Source organism: Myxococcus vastator (assembly GCF_010894475.1).
GTDB lineage: Bacteria > Myxococcota > Myxococcia > Myxococcales > Myxococcaceae > Myxococcus > Myxococcus vastator.
Window position 1 is genome coordinate 1 of sequence record NZ_JAAIYB010000177.1, and the last position, 15,777, is coordinate 15,777.

Below are 15,777 nucleotides of genomic sequence, written 5' to 3' on the forward strand. Positions count from 1 at the left end.
GGCCTGGGGACACCCGCCCGCCCGGCGCCTTCCCCGGCCGCTGGCCAACCCGCTTCCGCTTCCGCGACAGGAGTCCGCTCATGAGCACCGAAACCCTCCAGGAACTGACGCGCCGCCCGTATGCGGCGGGCTTCGTCACCCAGGTGGAGTCGGACACGTTTCCCCCGGGGCTGGACGAGGACGTCATCCGTCAGCTCTCCGCGAAGAAGGGCGAGCCGGAGTTCCTCCTCGACTGGCGCCTCAAGGCCTTCCGCCACTGGAAGACGATGCAGGAGCCCACGTGGCAGGCCGTCACCTACGCGCCCATCGACTACCAGGCCATCCGCTATTACTCGGCGCCGAAGCAGAAGCCGGTGAAGGCCAGCCTGGACGAGGTGGACCCGGAGATTCTGCGCACCTACGAGAAGCTCGGCATCCCGCTGCATGAGCAGAAGCTGCTGCAGAACGTGGCGGTGGACGCCGTCTTCGACTCGGTGTCGGTGGCCACCACGTTCAAGGACAAGCTGGCCAAGGCGGGCGTCATCTTCTGCTCGTTCTCCGAGGCCGTGCGCGAGCACCCGGAGCTGGTGAAGAAGTACCTGGGCACCGTCGTGCCGTACTCGGACAACTACTTCGCCGCGCTCAACTCGGCCGTCTTCAGCGACGGCTCGTTCGTCTACATCCCCAAGGGCGTGCGCTGCCCCATGGAGCTGTCCACGTACTTCCGCATCAACGCGGCGGAGACGGGCCAGTTCGAGCGCACGCTCATCGTCGCGGAGGAGGGCTCCCACGTGAGCTACCTGGAGGGCTGCACGGCCCCCCAGCGCGACACCAACCAGCTGCACGCCGCGGTGGTGGAGCTGGTGGCGCTGGACAACGCCACCATCAAGTACTCCACGGTGCAGAACTGGTACCCGGGCGACGCGGAGGGGCGCGGCGGCATCTACAACTTCGTCACCAAGCGCGGCATCGCGCACCGGGCGGCGAAGATTTCATGGACGCAGGTGGAGACGGGCTCGGCGATTACGTGGAAGTACCCGAGCGTCATCCTCAAGGGGGATGACTCGGTGGGCGAGTTCTACTCGGTGGCGCTCACCAACAACATGCAGCAGGCGGACACGGGCACGAAGATGGTGCACATCGGGAAGAACTCCCGCAGCACCATCGTGTCCAAGGGCATCTCCGCCGGCCGCGGACAGAACACGTACCGCGGGCTGGTGAAGGTGCTCAAGAGCGCCCAGAACGCACGCAACTACACGCAGTGCGATTCGCTGCTGCTCGGTGACAAGTGCGGCGCCCACACGGTGCCGTACATCGAGGTGAAGAACGCGTCGGCACAGGTGGAGCATGAAGCGTCCACGTCGAAGATTGGCGAGGACCAGCTCTTCTACTGCCGGCAGCGGGGCATCTCGCAGGAGGACGCGGTGTCGATGATCGTCAACGGCTTCTGCCGCCAGGTGTTCAAGGAGCTCCCGATGGAGTTCGCGGTGGAAGCGCAGAAGCTGCTCGGAGTGAGCCTGGAAGGGAGCGTGGGGTAGGTATGGCGCTATTGACTGTTCGCAACCTGCACGCCCGCGTGGCGGGCAAGGACATCCTCAAGGGCATCGACCTGGAGGTCGCCCCCGGTGAGGTCCACGCCATCATGGGCCCCAACGGCTCCGGGAAGAGCACGCTGGCCAGTGTGCTGGCGGGCCGTGACGGCTATGAGGTGACGCAGGGCGAGGTGCTGTTCGACGGCAAGCCGCTGCTGGAGCTGTCGCCCGAGGCCCGCGCCGCCGCGGGCGTGTTCCTCGCCTTCCAGTACCCGGTGGAGATTCCGGGCGTGGGCAACATCCACTTCCTGCGCACCGCGCTCAACGCGCAGCGCCGCTCGAAGGGGCTGGAGGAGCTGGACGCCATGGACTTCCTCCAGCTGGCCAAGGAGAAGTCGAAGCTGGTGCAGCTCGACGCGGCCTTCATGAACCGCTCGGTGAACGAGGGCTTCTCCGGCGGCGAGAAGAAGCGCAACGAAATCTTCCAGATGGCGGTGCTGGAGCCGCTGCTGGCCATTCTCGATGAGACGGACTCCGGCCTGGACATCGACGCGCTGCGCACGGTGGCCGGCGGCGTCAACGCGCTGCGCTCGCCCGAGCGCGGCATGGTGCTGATTACGCACTACCAGCGGCTGCTCGACTACATCGTCCCGGACAAGGTGCACGTCATGTCGGCGGGCCGCATCGTCCGCTCTGGCGGGCGCGAGCTGGCGCTGGAGCTGGAGCAGAAGGGCTACGGCTGGCTGGGCCTGGACGGCGCCAAGGCGTCGGCGGCGGAGGCACGGCGATGACGGCGGCCCTGGCGCACTACCTGGACGTGGCCACGCGCTTCCAGGCGGCGCCCGAACAGGCGTCCGCGCCACAGTGGCTCAAGCGCCTGCGCGCCGACGCCCTGTCCCACTTCGAGCGGCAGGGCCTGCCCACGACGCGTGACGAGGCGTGGAAGTACTCCCGGCTGGGGTCCATCGCGGAAGGAACGTTCCTTCCACGGACGGAGGCGCCCCGGGACACCGCTCACCTGTCGGCGGTGGTGGAGCGGCTGGGCCTGCCGGGGCCCCGGTTGGTGTTCGTGGACGGGCGGCTGGCACCGGAGCTGTCGTCCGTGGCGGGCCTGCCGCGCGGGCTGACGCTGAAGCCGCTGCGGGACGCGGTGCGCGAGGACGGCGAGCTGCTGGAGTCCCTGCTGGGGCAGCGGGCCCTGGCGAAGGAGCACGCCTTCACCGCGCTCAACGCGGCGCTGCTGGAGGAGGGCGCGCTGCTGCGGCTGGCGCCGGGCGCGCTGAGCGAGGTGCCCGTGCAGTTGGTGTTCCTCACGCGCGGCGACGCACCGGTGCTGTCCAGCCCACGCATCCTCGTGGTGGCGGAGGAGAGCAGCGAGGCGACGCTGGTGGAGACGTATGCCAGCGCGGGCCCCGCGGGCTCGGCGGCGACGTTCACCAACGCGGTGACGGAGGTGACGCTGGGCGACAACGCCAGCCTCCACCACTACAAAGTCCAGGTGGAGGCGGACGCGGCGCTGCACCTGGGGGCGCTCCATGCCCGGCAGGGGCGGGACAGCCGCTTCGCGTCGCATGCCTTCGCCTTTGGCGGGGCCATGGCGCGCAACGAGGTCCACGCGGCCTTCGCGGGCGAGGGTGGCGATGCGACGCTGAATGGCCTGTACGTGGGGCAGGGCGCGCAGCACCTGGACAACCGCACGGCGCTGGACCACGCGGTGCCCCGGTGCACCAGCCGGGAGCTGTACAAGGGCGTGCTGGACGGCCAGTCACGCGGCACCTTCCACGGGCTCATCCGCGTGCGGCAGGACGCGCAGCGCACGGATTCGCGCCAGCAGAACCGCAACCTGCTGCTGTCGGAGTCGGCGCAGGCGGACGCAAAGCCCCAGCTGGAAATCTTCGCGGATGACGTGAAGTGCGCGCACGGCGCGGCGGTGGGGCGGCTGGACGCGCAGGCGCTGTTCTACCTGCGCTCGCGCGGCGTGCCCCAGGCGGAGGCGGAGCGGCTGCTCACCTACGCCTTCGCTCGCGAGGTGGTGGAGGCGGTGCCCGCCGGCCCCGTGCGCGCGAACATCGAGGCGCTCCTGGCCTTGAAGCTGCCGGGCGCGGCGCAACGCGAGGTGACGGCATGAGCGGCTTCGACGTGAAGAAGGTCCGCGAGGACTTCCCCATCCTCCACCAGGAGGTGCGGGGCCGGCCGCTGGTGTACCTGGACAGCGCCGCCACGGCGCAGAAGCCGCAGGCCGTCATCGACGCGCTGGTGCGCTTCTACCAGCACGACAACGCCAACGTGCACCGCGGCGTCCACGTGTTGTCCGAGCGCGCCACGGAGGCCTACGAGGGCGCGCGTGAGACGGTGCGCCGCTTCATCAACGCCCGGGACGCGAAGGAAATCGTCTTCGTGCGTGGCACCACCGAGGCCATCAACCTGGTGGCGCAGACGTACGGGCGCAAGCACATCGGCGCCGGGGACGAGGTGCTCATCACCCAGATGGAGCACCACGCCAACATCGTCCCCTGGCGGATGCTGTGCGAGCAGACGGGCGCCGTGCTCAAGGTCATCCCCGTGGATGACCGGGGCGAACTGGTGCTCGACGCCGTGGACGCGCTGCTGACGGAGCGCACGCGCATCCTCGCGGTGACGCAGGTGTCCAACGCGCTGGGCACCGTGGTGCCGGTGAAGGAGCTCACGCGGCGGGCCCACGCGAAGGGCATCCCCGTGCTGGTGGACGGCGCGCAGGCGGTGACGCACTTCCCCGTGGACGTGCAGGACCTGGGCTGCGACTTCTACGCCTTCAGCGGGCACAAGATGTTCGGCCCCACCGGCATCGGCGTGCTGTACGGCCGCAAGGAGCTCCTGGAGGCGATGCCGCCCTACCAGGGCGGCGGCGACATGATCCTCTCCGTGACGATGGAGAAGGTGACGTACAACCGGGTGCCGTACCGCTTCGAGGCGGGCACGCCCAACCTGGAGGGCGCGGTGGGCCTGGCGGCGGCCATCCGCTACCTGGAGGCGCTGGGGATGGAGAACGTCGCCGCGCACGACCGGGAGCTGCTGGCCTACGCCACGCAGGCGCTGGAGGCGGTGCCGGGGCTGCGCATGGTGGGCACGGCGCGAGAGAAGTCCGCCGTGCTGTCCTTCATGCTGGCGGAGGTCCACCCGCACGACGTGGGCACCATCCTGGACCGTGAGGGCATCTGCATCCGCACGGGCCACCACTGCGCGCAGCCGGTGATGCAGCACTTCAAGGTGCCGGCCACGTCCCGGGCGTCGCTGGCGCTCTACAACACGCGCGAGGACGTGGACGCGCTCGTCCGCGGCCTGCACAAGGTCCTGGAGGTGTTCCAGTGAGTGCATCGGATGACTTGAAGGACCTCTATCAGGAGGTCGTGCTGGAGCACTCGAAGCGGCCACGCAACTACCGCGTGGTGGAGGGCGCCACCGCGGAGGCGGCGGGCCACAACCCGCTGTGCGGCGACCAGTTGGTGGTGACGTTGAAGGTGGAGGGCGGCGTCATCAAGGACGTGGCCTTCCAGGGCCAGGGCTGCGCCATCTCCAAGGCGTCCGCGTCGTTGATGACGGGGGCGGTGAAGGACCGGACCCGCGCGGAGGCGGAGGTCATCTTCGAGCGCGTCCACAAGCTGGTGACGGAAGGTCCGGAGTCGGTGGACGTGGACGCGCTGGGCAAGCTGGCGGTGCTGTCCGGCGTCAGCGAGTTTCCCGCGCGGGTGAAGTGCGCCAGCCTGGCCTGGCACACGCTGCGCGCGGCATTGGAGGGACGCGGCGAGGCCGTGTCCACGGAGTAGGGGTGGAGGGCCACATGCGAGGAATGATGGCGGTGCTGGAGCGCGACGTGTCCGCGACAATCATCCCCAGCGGAGACCGGGTGGTGCTGCCCGGGGGCTCCGAGCTGCGGGTGACGCAGACGCTCGGCGGAAATCTCACGGTGCAGGACCCCTACGGTCAGCTCTTCCGCATCGACGAGAAGGACGGCGGCGCGCTGGGGGAGGAGTACGCCCCCAAGGAGCGGGCCGCCGGCGACGCCAGCGAGTTCAACGAGGAGCAGGTCTGGGAGCAGCTGCGCACGGTGTATGACCCGGAGATTCCGGTGAACATCGTGGAGCTGGGGCTGGTGTACGCGTGCAAGGCGGAGCCGCTGCCGGAAGGCGGACAGCGCGTGGACATCCAGATGACGCTCACCGCGCCCGGCTGCGGCATGGGGCCGGTGCTGGTGGAGGACGTGCGCACCAAGGTGGGCTCGGTGCCCGGGGTGGCGGAGACGCGCGTGGAGCTCGTCTGGGACCCGCCCTGGGGACAAGAGCGCATGTCGGACGTGGCGCGGCTCCAACTCGGGTGGATGTAGCCGTGGGACGAAGGCCCTCGGCGGACCGCTTCGCCAAGGGCCGGTGACGTCTCAGCGCAGGGCCAGCCGCCGCGCGCCCAGGCCGAGCGCCGCGGTGGCCAGCGTCCCGGCGAGCAGCTTCGGCCACAGGGCGGGCGCTGCCTGGCGCACGGGCACCCGCGGCGCGCGAGCGGAGACCTCCGGCATCTTCTCCGTGAAGAGCTCCACCATGCCCTTGATGAACGCGAACATCTGTCGCGGTCCCGGGCTGGAGACCCAGTTGCCATCGCGCATCACCGGCTCGTCCACCCACCGGCCGCCCGCGTTGCGCACGTCGTCGCGGATGCCCGGCCACGCGGCCAGCGCCCGGCCCTCCACGAGGCCCGCCGAAATCAGGACCCAGGGGCCATGGCAGATGACGGCGATGGGCAAGTCCAGCGCGTCGGCGTCCCGCACGAAGTCCAGGGCGAGCGCGCTCTGCCGCAGCAGGTCCGGGTTCACGAAACCTCCCGGAAGGAGGACCGCGTCGAAGTCCGCCGCCTTCACCTCGCGCAGGGACGCGTCCACGGTGACCTTCTTCCCCGGAACGAGGAGGTTCATCCCGCGGATGCGGCCCTTGTGGGGGGACACAATCGTCACCTCGGCGCCCTGCCGCTCCAGCTTCTTGACCGGCGCTGTCAGCTCCACCTGTTCGAAGCCATCCGCCGCGAGCACGGCCACTCGCAACCCTCTCAGCTTCTTCATCGCGCTCACCTCGCTGTGTCGGAACGGTTTGTCGTTCTCGACACTGTGCATTCTCCCGGGGCCCCGCGTTGTGCCTCCCTGGAGGGCGTGCTACCGACGGAGCGCTCTGGAGGTCTCTCGAATGTCCGCCGCTTCCGTTCCCCTCCGCCGTGCTCTCGTCGTGGGTGCCGTGATGCTGCTGTCTCCCATGGGCTGTGCCAGTAGCGCCGGGGTTGCTCGCGCCGACAGCGAGCAGCCCACCTCGCGTGACGCGCCCGCGCCCAGGCCCAAGTGGGGGCTGGTCATCCACGGCGGCGCGGGTGTCATCTCCCGGGAGAACCTCTCCCCGGAGCGCGAGGCCGAGGTCCGCGCCGCGCTGACCCAATCGCTCCAGGCGGGACATGCGGTGCTGGCTGGCGGCGGCTCCGCGCTGGACGCCGTGAGCGCCGCGGTCCGCATCCTGGAGGACTCTCCGCATTTCAACGCGGGCAAGGGCGCCGTCTTCACGCACGACGGCGTCAACGAGCTGGACGCCGCCATCATGGACGGCACGACGCGCAAGGCGGGCGCCGTGGCGGGCGTGCGGCGCGTGAGGAACCCCCTCTCGCTGGCGCGGCTCGTCATGGAGCAGTCGCCGCACGTGATGATGGTGGGGGAGGGCGCCGAGGCCTTCGCGAAGTCGCGGGGCGTGGAGCTGGTGGACCCGAAGTACTTCTACACGGAGGACCGCTGGCAGGGCCTCCAGCGCGCGCTGGAGAAGGAGCGCGCGCGGCAGCAGCCCGCCTCCTCATTGCCGGCGGGATATGACCCGGTGAGCGGGGACCACAAGTTCGGCACCGTGGGCGCGGTGGCCCTGGACCAGAAGGGCGCGCTCGCCGCTGCCACGTCCACGGGGGGCATGACGAACAAGCGCTACGGCCGCGTGGGGGATGCGCCCATCATCGGCGCGGGCACGTTCGCGGATGCGCGCTGCGCGGTGTCCGCAACGGGCCATGGCGAGTTCTTCATCCGCTACGCCGTGGCGCATGACATCTGCGCCCGCGTGGAATACCAGAACGTGCCGCTGTGGCAGGCCGCCGACGTCGTCATCAACGACGTCCTGGTGAAGGCCGGCGGCGAGGGCGGCGTCATCGCGATGGACCGCGACGGCAACGTGGCCATGCCCTTCAACTCCGCCGGCATGTATCGCGGCTACGTGGGCGAAGACGGCGAGCCCGTCGTGGCCATCTTCCGAGAGGCGGAGGCCGCTGGCGCGAAGTAGCAGCGCGCGGCGGCCATTCCTCCGCAGGGGCGCGCTCGGAGGGCTCCCTGAGCGCGCCGTGAGGCGTCAGTCCCGGCCACCGCGGCGTCCACCGTCGCCGCGGCGGTGCCCTCCGCCGGGCGAGCCGCCGTGCCGTCCGCCGTTCCCGCCGGGCGACGCCCGGTGGTAGTTGCCATTGCCCCGGCGGTAGCCGTTGTTGCCACGGTAGTGGTGACGCACCGGGCTGGGGCCGCGCCGGTAGTTGTACCCGGGGCGGTAGACGTGGTGGCGCACCGCCGGGTAGCGGCGCCAGGTGTGCGTGAAGTAGTGCGGGTGCCGGCGCGCCACGGTGACGTGCGCGTGGCGGTAGACGGGCACCGTGACACGCACCGAGCCCCGGTTGGCCCAGCCGCCAGCGGAGAAGTACCAGGACGGCCCGCGGCGCACCCAGCGGGACGACACATAGACGAGCCCAGGACGCGGCGGGGCGGCCCACATTCCACCGACCCACACGTAGTTGGCGCCGGCCCAGTACCAGTAGCCGGGCGTCCAGACGTAGGAGGGGGCTGGCGGTGTTGGCGCGTGCTCGACGCGGAGCGGCGGAGGCGCCTGCTGGGTGGTCAGCTCTTCGCTCGCCACGGCGATGGGAATCTCCACCACCGGGGAGTCATGCCGGGCCCAGCCGCCGGACACCCACCGCCACATCCGGCCGTCCGGCTCCCAGTAGCCGTTGATGAACCGGTAGCCGTCCATGGGTGCCAGCCAGGTGCCGGCGTTGAAGCGCCACTCGTTGCCGTCCCAGTACCAGTGGCCGGAGGCCCAGACGGCGCCCGCGAAGGGCCGGGCCGACGCGTTCTCCGCGGGGAGCTGCGGCGGGGCGGAGGGCGCCATGGGCGCCGTGTCCTCGTCCTCGAACTCCGTGTCGTCGTAGGCGTATTCGGAATATCCAGGCTCTGACGCGGGGACCGGCGCGGTCTGCGCGTGAACCATGGGCGCCGCCAGCAAGGTCACCAGACAAGCCCACCATCGAGGAGTCATCGCGTCATCTCCGTGGGTTACCAGACAGGTGCTGCCACCGGCCCCCCTGGGAATCCCCCAGTGCGGGGCCGGTGTGGAGAAAAGACGCGGCGCCGTCCGGCTTTATTCATCCCCTGGCTACGGCTTCACCAGGACCAGCTCCCGCGTCTGGATGAGGTCCACGTCCCCGGTGAAGCCGGAGAACAGCTCGTACTGGTCGGGCATGACGCGGTTGCGCGGCACGCGCAGCGACTCGGTGACGCTGAGCGTCGAGCCGTCCTGCTTCTCCGCGCGGGTGAAGCGGCCAAACGCGTTCTCCGCCTGGAGTGACGCCTGGGGGTCGGTGAGCTTCCAGCCCTTGGGCATGGACAGAGTCACCTGCGTGCGGCTGGCCTCGGTGGTGTCGATGTAGAGCGGCGTGCGGCGCGTGCTCAGCTGCACGAAGCGCCGGCCCAACTGCGCGGGGAAGGTGAGGGGCCCCAGCGCCATCCGCTGACCGCCCTCCATCCGCCCGAAGCGCGGCACGGTGAACTCGTAGCGCAGCACGAAGGGCGCGCCCACCTGCTCCTGGTTCTCCAGCTTCACGCTCGACAGCGACGCCCCGCCGAAGTACCGCGCCACCGCGCCCTGCAGCGCCTGGTTGCGGCTCTCCGCCGACAGCTGGTTGAAGGCCTCGGCAATCTGCGCCGCCTCGAAGCCCGAGTACGTCTCCTCGCCCTGCCCGCTGAGCGTGCCGTCCTCGGTGAGCGTCAGCGCCAGCTTCACTTCCTTGCCGGGGACTTCCTTCATGGGCGGCGTCTGCACCTTCTGCAGCGGGCGGCTGGGCTCGGGCAGCAGCCACGCCTCCTGGCCGCCCATGGCCAGCTCCGGCAGCTCGCCGAAGGGGCCATAGCGCACGGACGTGTCCACCCACACCGGCTCGGTGCCGGGCACCTCCACGCGCAGCGCCGCGTAGGGCAGCAGTGCGTCCTGGGGGAAGGTGTAGGCCGACGGGTCCGTGTTGAAGGTCCGCACCGCCACCACCCGCGAGGGGATGCCCAGCGAGTCCAGGCCGGCCTTCATCACCGTCAACCGGCTGCCCCGGTCCTGGGCCACCGTGGACGCCGCCGTCTGGCTCAGGCTGGCGTCCCGGCCGGAGAAGCGCTGCATCACCGCGGCGTGCAGCGCCTTCACCGCGTCCAGGCCCGACTTGCCCTCCGCCGCCTTGCGCGCGAAGGCGTCCACCTCCGCCGTGCGCAGCCAGCGCTCCTGGAAGGCGTCGCCGTAGAGCTTCACCAGGGCCTCGTTGCCCGTGGCGCCCGCGCCCACGATGACGAAGGGCAGGTACTCGTTGGCGGAGGGCGGCGCGTCCGGCTCGGGGATGAACGGCGGCACGCGGCGCGTCTCGAAGTGGAACACCTCCACGTCGCCGTCCACCTTGGGCTCCGGCACCTTCATCCCGTGGGCGTCCACCTTCATGCCCACGCCCTTGGGCGCCACCACCGTGTACGTCACCCAGGCGTTGGGCTGGTTCGCAATCTGGAAGTAGAAGGCGGACGCCGTGAAGCCCGGCTGCGCGGGGCCGCGCGGAGGCTCCGCGAGCAGGTACTCCACCTCCACGTAGTCCCCCACGGCCACGCCGGGCAGGCTCACCGTGTCCTTGCCTTCGATGTTCTCCGGCTCCAGCACCCGGCCGTCCGCCTTCAGCGTGCGCAGCGCCAGCACCTGCGCGCCGCGCGGCACCGTCACCTCGGCGATCTCCTGCACGCCCGACTGCTCCAGCGCCTTCTGCACCGTGTGGATGCGGTTGACGATGCTGCCGTCGGGGTAGACGCGCACCGCCGCCGCGTCCAGCACGAAGGCCGCCGCGCTGCCGCCGCTGACGGGCTCCGCCTCGTAGGCGCGGATGGCCTCGCGTCCGTCCACGGCGTACGCCTGCAGCAGCTCGCGGCCCGTCTTCGCGCGCTCCTGGGCGCGGCGCAGCGTCAGGTCGTCGCCCGCCATCGCCAGCGCCTGCTCGCGCAGCTTGAGCGCCTCGGCCGGCTGGCCCGCGTACTCGCGCACGTCCGCCATGCGCTTCACCAGCTCCGCGTTGCGAGGCCACACGGTCGCCAGCTTCTGGAGCACCGCGGTGGCGTCGTCGAAGCGGCGCTTGGACACGTAGAGGCTGGCCAGCGTGTTGGCCAGGCTGATGCTGCTGGGGTCTCTGGCCTGGAGCTCGCCGTACAGCTTCGTCGCCGTCTCCATGTCACCGCGCGCGCGCGCGTGCTCGGCCTGGCGCACCACCGTCCCGGGGCAGCCCTCCAGGGACGCCACCAGGGTGTCGCTCCGCTCCGCCGCGTCACGGCGGCGGGCCAGGCTGTACTGGAGCGTCAGCGCCTCGCACAGGCCGGGCTGGGCCTCCAGCGCCGCGGCGAGCGACTCCTCCGCCAGGGCCTCCACTTCCAGCGCCAGCGCGGCGCGGGCGCGCAGCATGAACACCGGGTGGCCGGCGGGCTGGGCCACCTCGGACGCCGTCTTCAGCAGGTCCATGGCGGAGGTGGGCTGGCCCTCATCGAGGAAGAGCTCCGCGCGCAGCAGCAGCGCCGCCACGTTGCCCGGGTCCTTGGCCAGCACGGACTCCAGGTCGCGCGTGGCCCGGCCGCGCGCCACCTTGGAAGGCACGGTGCGGTCCGCGGACGCGACCTCCGCGCGCAGCCACAGCAGGGCCGGGGTGTTGGCGTCCACCGAGGCCATCAGCCGCCGCGCGCCGTCCGCGTCCCGCTGCAGGCCGTCCCGCACCGCCAGCACCACGGCCAGCAGCTCGCCGGCCTCCTCGTGCAGGGCCGTCTTCAAGCCCTCCGTGGTGGGGAACACGCCGGGCGTCGCGTCGGAGAACTCGGCCTTGCCGCCCCACGTCGTCGGCGCCGCGCCGGTGGCCGCGCTGAAGCGCACGCCGGACGGACGCCCGTCCACGCGCAGCAGGGCGAAGGTGAGCAGGCCGGAGGTGCCGCCCTTGAGCTGACGCACGACGAAGCGGTGCTTGCCCGCGGGCAGCTGCACGGCGCGCGCGGTGACGGTGGAGGTGGCGCGCTCCCAGGCCCGGCGCTCCATCAGCGGCGCCCCGTCCACCAGCACCTGGTGCGAGGTGCCGCTCACGGTGCGGGCCACGTAGAGGCCCGGCTCCGTCACGTCCGCGTCGAAGGCCTGGACGTAGAGGTCGCCCTGGCCGGGCTCGCCCGTCAGGTCCATCCGTCCGTCGGGGGCGCGCACCGTGCGCACCGGCAGCGGACCGAAGGCGCTGGTGAAGGGGCCCGCCAGCGAGCCACCCTGGCTCACGGGGTCTTGCTCGTCCCAGGCCAGCACGTGGAAGGGCGAGAAGGGCCCCACCAGCGAGACTTCGCTCACGCCGCCCAGCTGCAGCATCGCCGCGTCGCGGGCCTCCGCGTCGCCGCGCACCACGGCCACCGACATCCGCGCGCCGCGCAGCAGATAGGCGGCCTCGCCCGTCGCGCCCGCCGCCAGCGCCCGCTCCACGCCGCGGAGGATGTCGTCGTCCAGCGCCCGCGACGTGCCCACCGAATCCAACACGTGGCGCGCCGCGACGGCCGCCAGCGGGTGCGTGGGCGCCCGCGCCGCCAGCTCCAGCGACGCCACCAGCGCGCGGTCGGGACGGCCCGCGCGGCGTGCCATCAGCGACTGGCCAGCCAGCGCGTAGACGTCTCCCGCGTCGCGGGCAATGGCGTCATCGAAGCGCTGCTGCGCCAGCGTGGCGTCACCCGCGACGAGCAGGGCGTGGAAGCCCGCGAACGCGAGCGTGCGGGCCTGTTGGGTGCCCTTCTGCACCTGCTCCGCGGCGGTTTCGAGGACGCGCGGTGTCGCCGTGGAAGTGGAACGGTGGCAGGCCGTGAGGGCCGTGACGAGTGCGAGCGCGGCGAAGCCGAGTCGAATGGTGCGCATAGGAGGGGCCAGGGATAGTGCAATCCCTTGGCCGTGGCCATATTCCCCTGCGCTGGAATGTCCGGGACGCGTGCTGCCGGACGCTCTACCGCCGCTTCGTGGGGCTCTTCGAGGAGCCCCTGGCGGGCTGCCTCTTCGGGGGCGGGGGAGGCCGCTTGGCGGGCACCGCCTTGGCCGGCACCGCTGCGACCACGGCCTTGGCCACCGGCACGGGCGCCGTCGTCCCCGGGGGCGGCGCGCGCCGCACGGTGTAGACGAAGCCCTCGGCGCGGCAGGTGCCTTCGATGCAGCCGAAGGCGGGCACGGGCGCGTCCCCGAAGTGCTCCATCCAGCCCGGACCCAGGTTGAGCGGCTCGCCAATGGCGCGCTGGTCCTTGCCCTTGCCCACGTAGCCCTGCATGACGCCGTCCGCGTCCACCCGCAGCTCCAGCGCGGCCTCGCCCTCCGGTGACGCCAGGCCCAGCATGGTGCCGCGGCGCTCGCCCAGGGCCCACTCGAGCCGCAGCGGCGCGCCCCCGCCGTCGTGGATGAGCGCCACGTAGCGGCCCGTGCTGCCCTGCAGCAGCAGCGCGGCCGAGGGGGCCTGCAGCGACGGCCCGTAGAGCATCACGTAGCCGCGGCGCCTCCAGGTGTCCGGCGGCGCGTCCGCGCGCACGCGGGCGCTGAGCACGGCGATGTCGCCGTCCAGCCCCACCACGTCCACGCGGGCACGGCCCACGCGCGACTGCGAGCGCTCCTCCACGGGCGGGAAGATGATGGCCTTCTCCTCCGCCTCCACCGGCCGCCCGGCGACCAGGAGCGACGGCGCGTCCGGCCCGTCCCCCACCGACACCGTGCGCTTCTCCGAGCCTGTCTCCAGCCGGCCCGGCATGGAGCGGGGCGAGGGCGGGCCCAGGTCCGCGTTCAGCGCGGCCCCCGGCTGCGGCGGCACGGGCTTCTCCCCGCTGCGCAGCCACTCCCGGCCCAGCACGGCCAGCGCCGCCACCACCAGCAGCACGGCCGCGGCCTGCAGGGCCAGGCGCACCACCTTGCGCACGCCCTGGCGGACGCGCTGCAGGTGCGTCAGCTTCACCGGCGCCAGGGACGGCAGGCTGCCCGGGACGAGCAGCTCCAGGTCCGCGATGAGCGCGGTGACGGAGGGGTAGCGGTCCTCCGGGTCCGGCTTGAGGCACCGCGTGACGATGATGTCCAGCCGCGCGTCCAGCCCCGGCTTGCGCCGCGACGGCGGGTCGAAGGTGCCCAGCGGCACCTCGCCCGTGAGCCACTCATAGAGGATGACGCCCAGCGAGAAGATGTCCGCGCGCGCGTCCGCGCTCTTCGCGTCCACGCGCTGCTCGGGCGCCATGTACGACAGCGTGCCCATGGACATGTGCGTGGACGTGAGCGCGTAGCGCGAGGACGGGCTGGCGTCATCCAGGAAGGACGCCAGCCCGAAGTCCGACACCTTGGCGATGCCGCCGGCCTGCTGGTCCAGCAGGATGTTCTCCGGCTTCAGGTCCCGGTGGATGACGCCGCGGCCGTGCGCGTACTCGATGGCGCGGCAGATCTGCAGCATGCGCCGCAGCGCGCCCACGACGTCCAGCTGCGGCTCGCGAATCAGCTCCCGCAGCGACGGGCCGTCCACGAACTCCATCACCAGGTAGTACGTGGTGTCCGTCTTCCCCTTGTCGACGATGGAGACGATGTGGGGATGGCTCAGGGCCGCGAGCGCGGCGGCCTCCTTCTGGAAGCGCGCGATGAAGGACGGGTCCTTCGCCAGCTCGGGGTTGAGGAGCTTTACCGCCACTGTGCGGCCAAGCGACAGCTGGGTGGCCTTGTGGACCTCTCCCATGCCTCCGCTGCCGACGAGCTTGTCGAGGTGGTAGCCGCTGATGATGTCCGAAGAGCGCGGACGGCTGATCGCGGTGGGGTCGATTGAGGACATGGCGGTGAGCGAAGGGGCGGCCAGGGTAGCAGAAACCCGGCGCTGGAAAGGCTCGCTCATGCACGGGTCGGCATTGCCCCCCGGCAAGCCGCCAGGCGTCCCGCCCGCCTGCCGTTCAGAGTCCGGACACCGGCGTGCGGCTCACCGCCTGGCGTAGGCTGTTTCGGACCTGGTCCAGCGAGGAGCGCATCTGCCCATGTCGGACGGACGCCGCCACCGCGCGCGCCAGGGACTTGAGCAGCGTCACTTCCTCGGGCTTCCAGGCGCGGGGCCGGCGGCAGTCCTCGAAGGCCACCATGCCCCACCACTGCTGCCGGGAGGGGTTGATGGGGCACAGGAGGATGGACTGCGTTCCCTGGCGCTCCAGCAGGTCCTTCATCGTCGGGGGCGCGTCACGGGTGGGGCACGCCACCACCATGCCGGCCTCCAGCATGTCCACCCAGCCCGGCGCGAACTCGCGGAAGGAGAAGGCCCGCATCACCGGGTTGGCCAGCGGCGACGGCGTGGGCGGCTCCGCCCAGGCGTGGCGCATGTCGGTGATGAACCGGCCGTAGGTGCCCTGTACGCGGTTCTCCAGGATGTACGCGCGGTCCACGCCCAACGCGTGGCCCACCATGCTCAGCGCCTCCATGCCGGTGCTCGGGCCCAGGCCCTTCTCCAGCAGCAGCTTCGAGGCTTCCGACACCTTCGAGAAGGCTTCGATCATTGGTGCGCTCGTTTGAGTTCCGACCCTGTCCGGGACGGTCAGTGATTCACTGAAGTCATATTAAGCAGGATTCTTCTGTTTCTGTCAAATCTCACGTTCACTGGACGGATTGACGGGTGCGCGAAAGTCCTGACCCGGATGGGTTTTCTTGGACCTCGATAGGCATTTCGAGAGGGCGTCTCAGAAATCGAGGAAAAGTGGGTTTTTATGGACCCGCAAAGACAACGGGGGTACCTCCCTTGGAAGAGGCACCCCCGCGCATCGGCTTGAAAGCCGTAAATCTTGATTACTTGGTGGCGGCGGCGGCCTTGGGCGCCTTCTTCGCCGGCTTCTTGGCCTTCTTCGCGGGCTTGGCCTCGGGGGCCGCCTCGGCCTGCGCCTCTTCGGCCTGGGGGGCCT

The 15,777-nt window shown here is 71.1% G+C and carries 12 protein-coding genes; 7 read left to right on the plus strand and 5 right to left on the minus strand.

Annotated features, from left to right (window positions below; all coding sequences use genetic code 11):
- Positions 1-80: 80 nt before the first annotated feature.
- Genes sufB through sufT form a run of 6 tightly spaced genes read left to right on the plus strand, consistent with a single transcriptional unit; the run spans position 81 to position 5,871 of the window.
- Complete coding sequence (sufB, locus tag G4D87_RS18700) at positions 81-1,517, plus strand: Fe-S cluster assembly protein SufB (protein WP_163783422.1); 1,437 nt, start codon at positions 81-83, stop codon at positions 1,515-1,517.
- 2 nt (positions 1,518-1,519) lie between these two features.
- On the plus strand, positions 1,520-2,302 hold the full coding sequence (gene sufC / locus G4D87_RS18705; protein ID WP_163783423.1) for a Fe-S cluster assembly ATPase SufC: 783 nt from the start codon (positions 1,520-1,522) through the stop codon (positions 2,300-2,302).
- The gene (sufD, locus tag G4D87_RS18710) at positions 2,299-3,639 is read left to right on the plus strand and encodes a Fe-S cluster assembly protein SufD (protein ID WP_163783424.1); all 1,341 of its coding nucleotides are present in this window, start codon (positions 2,299-2,301) and stop codon (positions 3,637-3,639) included. Before sufC ends, sufD begins: the two co-directional genes overlap by 4 nt.
- Positions 3,636-4,859, plus strand: coding sequence for a cysteine desulfurase (locus G4D87_RS18715; protein WP_163783425.1), 1,224 nt, complete (start codon positions 3,636-3,638; stop codon positions 4,857-4,859). The genes sufD and G4D87_RS18715 overlap by 4 nt, the downstream gene beginning before the upstream one ends.
- Positions 4,856-5,314: a Fe-S cluster assembly sulfur transfer protein SufU gene (gene sufU / locus G4D87_RS18720; RefSeq protein WP_163783426.1), complete on the plus strand. Its 459-nt coding sequence runs from the start codon at positions 4,856-4,858 to the stop codon at positions 5,312-5,314. The genes G4D87_RS18715 and sufU overlap by 4 nt, the downstream gene beginning before the upstream one ends.
- A 14-nt stretch (positions 5,315-5,328) precedes the next feature.
- Positions 5,329-5,871, plus strand: coding sequence for a putative Fe-S cluster assembly protein SufT (sufT, locus tag G4D87_RS18725; protein WP_163783427.1), 543 nt, complete (start codon positions 5,329-5,331; stop codon positions 5,869-5,871).
- A 51-nt stretch (positions 5,872-5,922) separates the two neighbouring features.
- Here the strand turns inward: sufT and G4D87_RS18730 are convergent, their stop codons facing one another.
- The gene (locus G4D87_RS18730; protein ID WP_163783428.1) at positions 5,923-6,594 is read right to left on the minus strand and encodes a type 1 glutamine amidotransferase domain-containing protein; all 672 of its coding nucleotides are present in this window, start codon (positions 6,592-6,594) and stop codon (positions 5,923-5,925) included.
- 121 nt (positions 6,595-6,715) lie between these two features.
- Here G4D87_RS18730 and G4D87_RS18735 point away from each other — a divergent pair, with 121 nt between their 5' ends.
- Positions 6,716-7,834, plus strand: a complete 1,119-nt coding sequence (locus G4D87_RS18735; protein WP_163783429.1) for an isoaspartyl peptidase/L-asparaginase family protein — start codon at positions 6,716-6,718, stop codon at positions 7,832-7,834.
- Positions 7,835-7,900: 66 nt separating this feature from the next.
- Here G4D87_RS18735 and G4D87_RS18740 read toward each other — a convergent pair whose 3' ends face one another.
- From G4D87_RS18740 to G4D87_RS18755, 4 genes are all read right to left on the minus strand, one after another.
- A complete protein-coding gene (locus G4D87_RS18740; RefSeq protein ID WP_163783430.1) occupies positions 7,901-8,851 on the minus strand; it encodes a YXWGXW repeat-containing protein in 951 nt (316 codons plus the stop codon).
- A 117-nt stretch (positions 8,852-8,968) separates the two neighbouring features.
- On the minus strand, positions 8,969-12,748 hold the full coding sequence (locus G4D87_RS18745; RefSeq protein ID WP_163783431.1) for a DUF3858 domain-containing protein: 3,780 nt from the start codon (positions 12,746-12,748) through the stop codon (positions 8,969-8,971).
- 85 nt (positions 12,749-12,833) lie between these two features.
- The gene (locus G4D87_RS18750) at positions 12,834-14,672 is read right to left on the minus strand and encodes a serine/threonine-protein kinase (RefSeq protein WP_163783432.1); all 1,839 of its coding nucleotides are present in this window, start codon (positions 14,670-14,672) and stop codon (positions 12,834-12,836) included.
- A 115-nt stretch (positions 14,673-14,787) separates the two neighbouring features.
- Positions 14,788-15,378, minus strand: a complete 591-nt coding sequence (locus tag G4D87_RS18755; RefSeq protein WP_163783433.1) for a GAF domain-containing protein — start codon at positions 15,376-15,378, stop codon at positions 14,788-14,790.
- Positions 15,379-15,777 lie beyond the last annotated feature (399 nt).

Coding starts and splice junctions, on each gene's coding strand:
- G4D87_RS18735 (WP_163783429.1), top strand. CDS start 6,716: ATGTCCGCCGCTTCCGTTCCCCTCCGCCGTGCTCTCGTCGTGGGTGCC.
- G4D87_RS18715 (WP_163783425.1), top strand. CDS start 3,636: ATGAGCGGCTTCGACGTGAAGAAGGTCCGCGAGGACTTCCCCATCCTC.
- sufB (WP_163783422.1), top strand. CDS start 81: ATGAGCACCGAAACCCTCCAGGAACTGACGCGCCGCCCGTATGCGGCG.
- sufD (WP_163783424.1), top strand. CDS start 2,299: ATGACGGCGGCCCTGGCGCACTACCTGGACGTGGCCACGCGCTTCCAG.
- G4D87_RS18740 (WP_163783430.1), bottom strand. CDS start 8,851: ATGACTCCTCGATGGTGGGCTTGTCTGGTGACCTTGCTGGCGGCGCCC.
- G4D87_RS18730 (WP_163783428.1), bottom strand. CDS start 6,594: ATGAAGAAGCTGAGAGGGTTGCGAGTGGCCGTGCTCGCGGCGGATGGC.
- G4D87_RS18750 (WP_163783432.1), bottom strand. CDS start 14,672: ATGTCCTCAATCGACCCCACCGCGATCAGCCGTCCGCGCTCTTCGGAC.
- sufT (WP_163783427.1), top strand. CDS start 5,329: ATGCGAGGAATGATGGCGGTGCTGGAGCGCGACGTGTCCGCGACAATC.
- G4D87_RS18755 (WP_163783433.1), bottom strand. CDS start 15,378: ATGATCGAAGCCTTCTCGAAGGTGTCGGAAGCCTCGAAGCTGCTGCTG.
- sufC (WP_163783423.1), top strand. CDS start 1,520: ATGGCGCTATTGACTGTTCGCAACCTGCACGCCCGCGTGGCGGGCAAG.
- G4D87_RS18745 (WP_163783431.1), bottom strand. CDS start 12,748: ATGCGCACCATTCGACTCGGCTTCGCCGCGCTCGCACTCGTCACGGCC.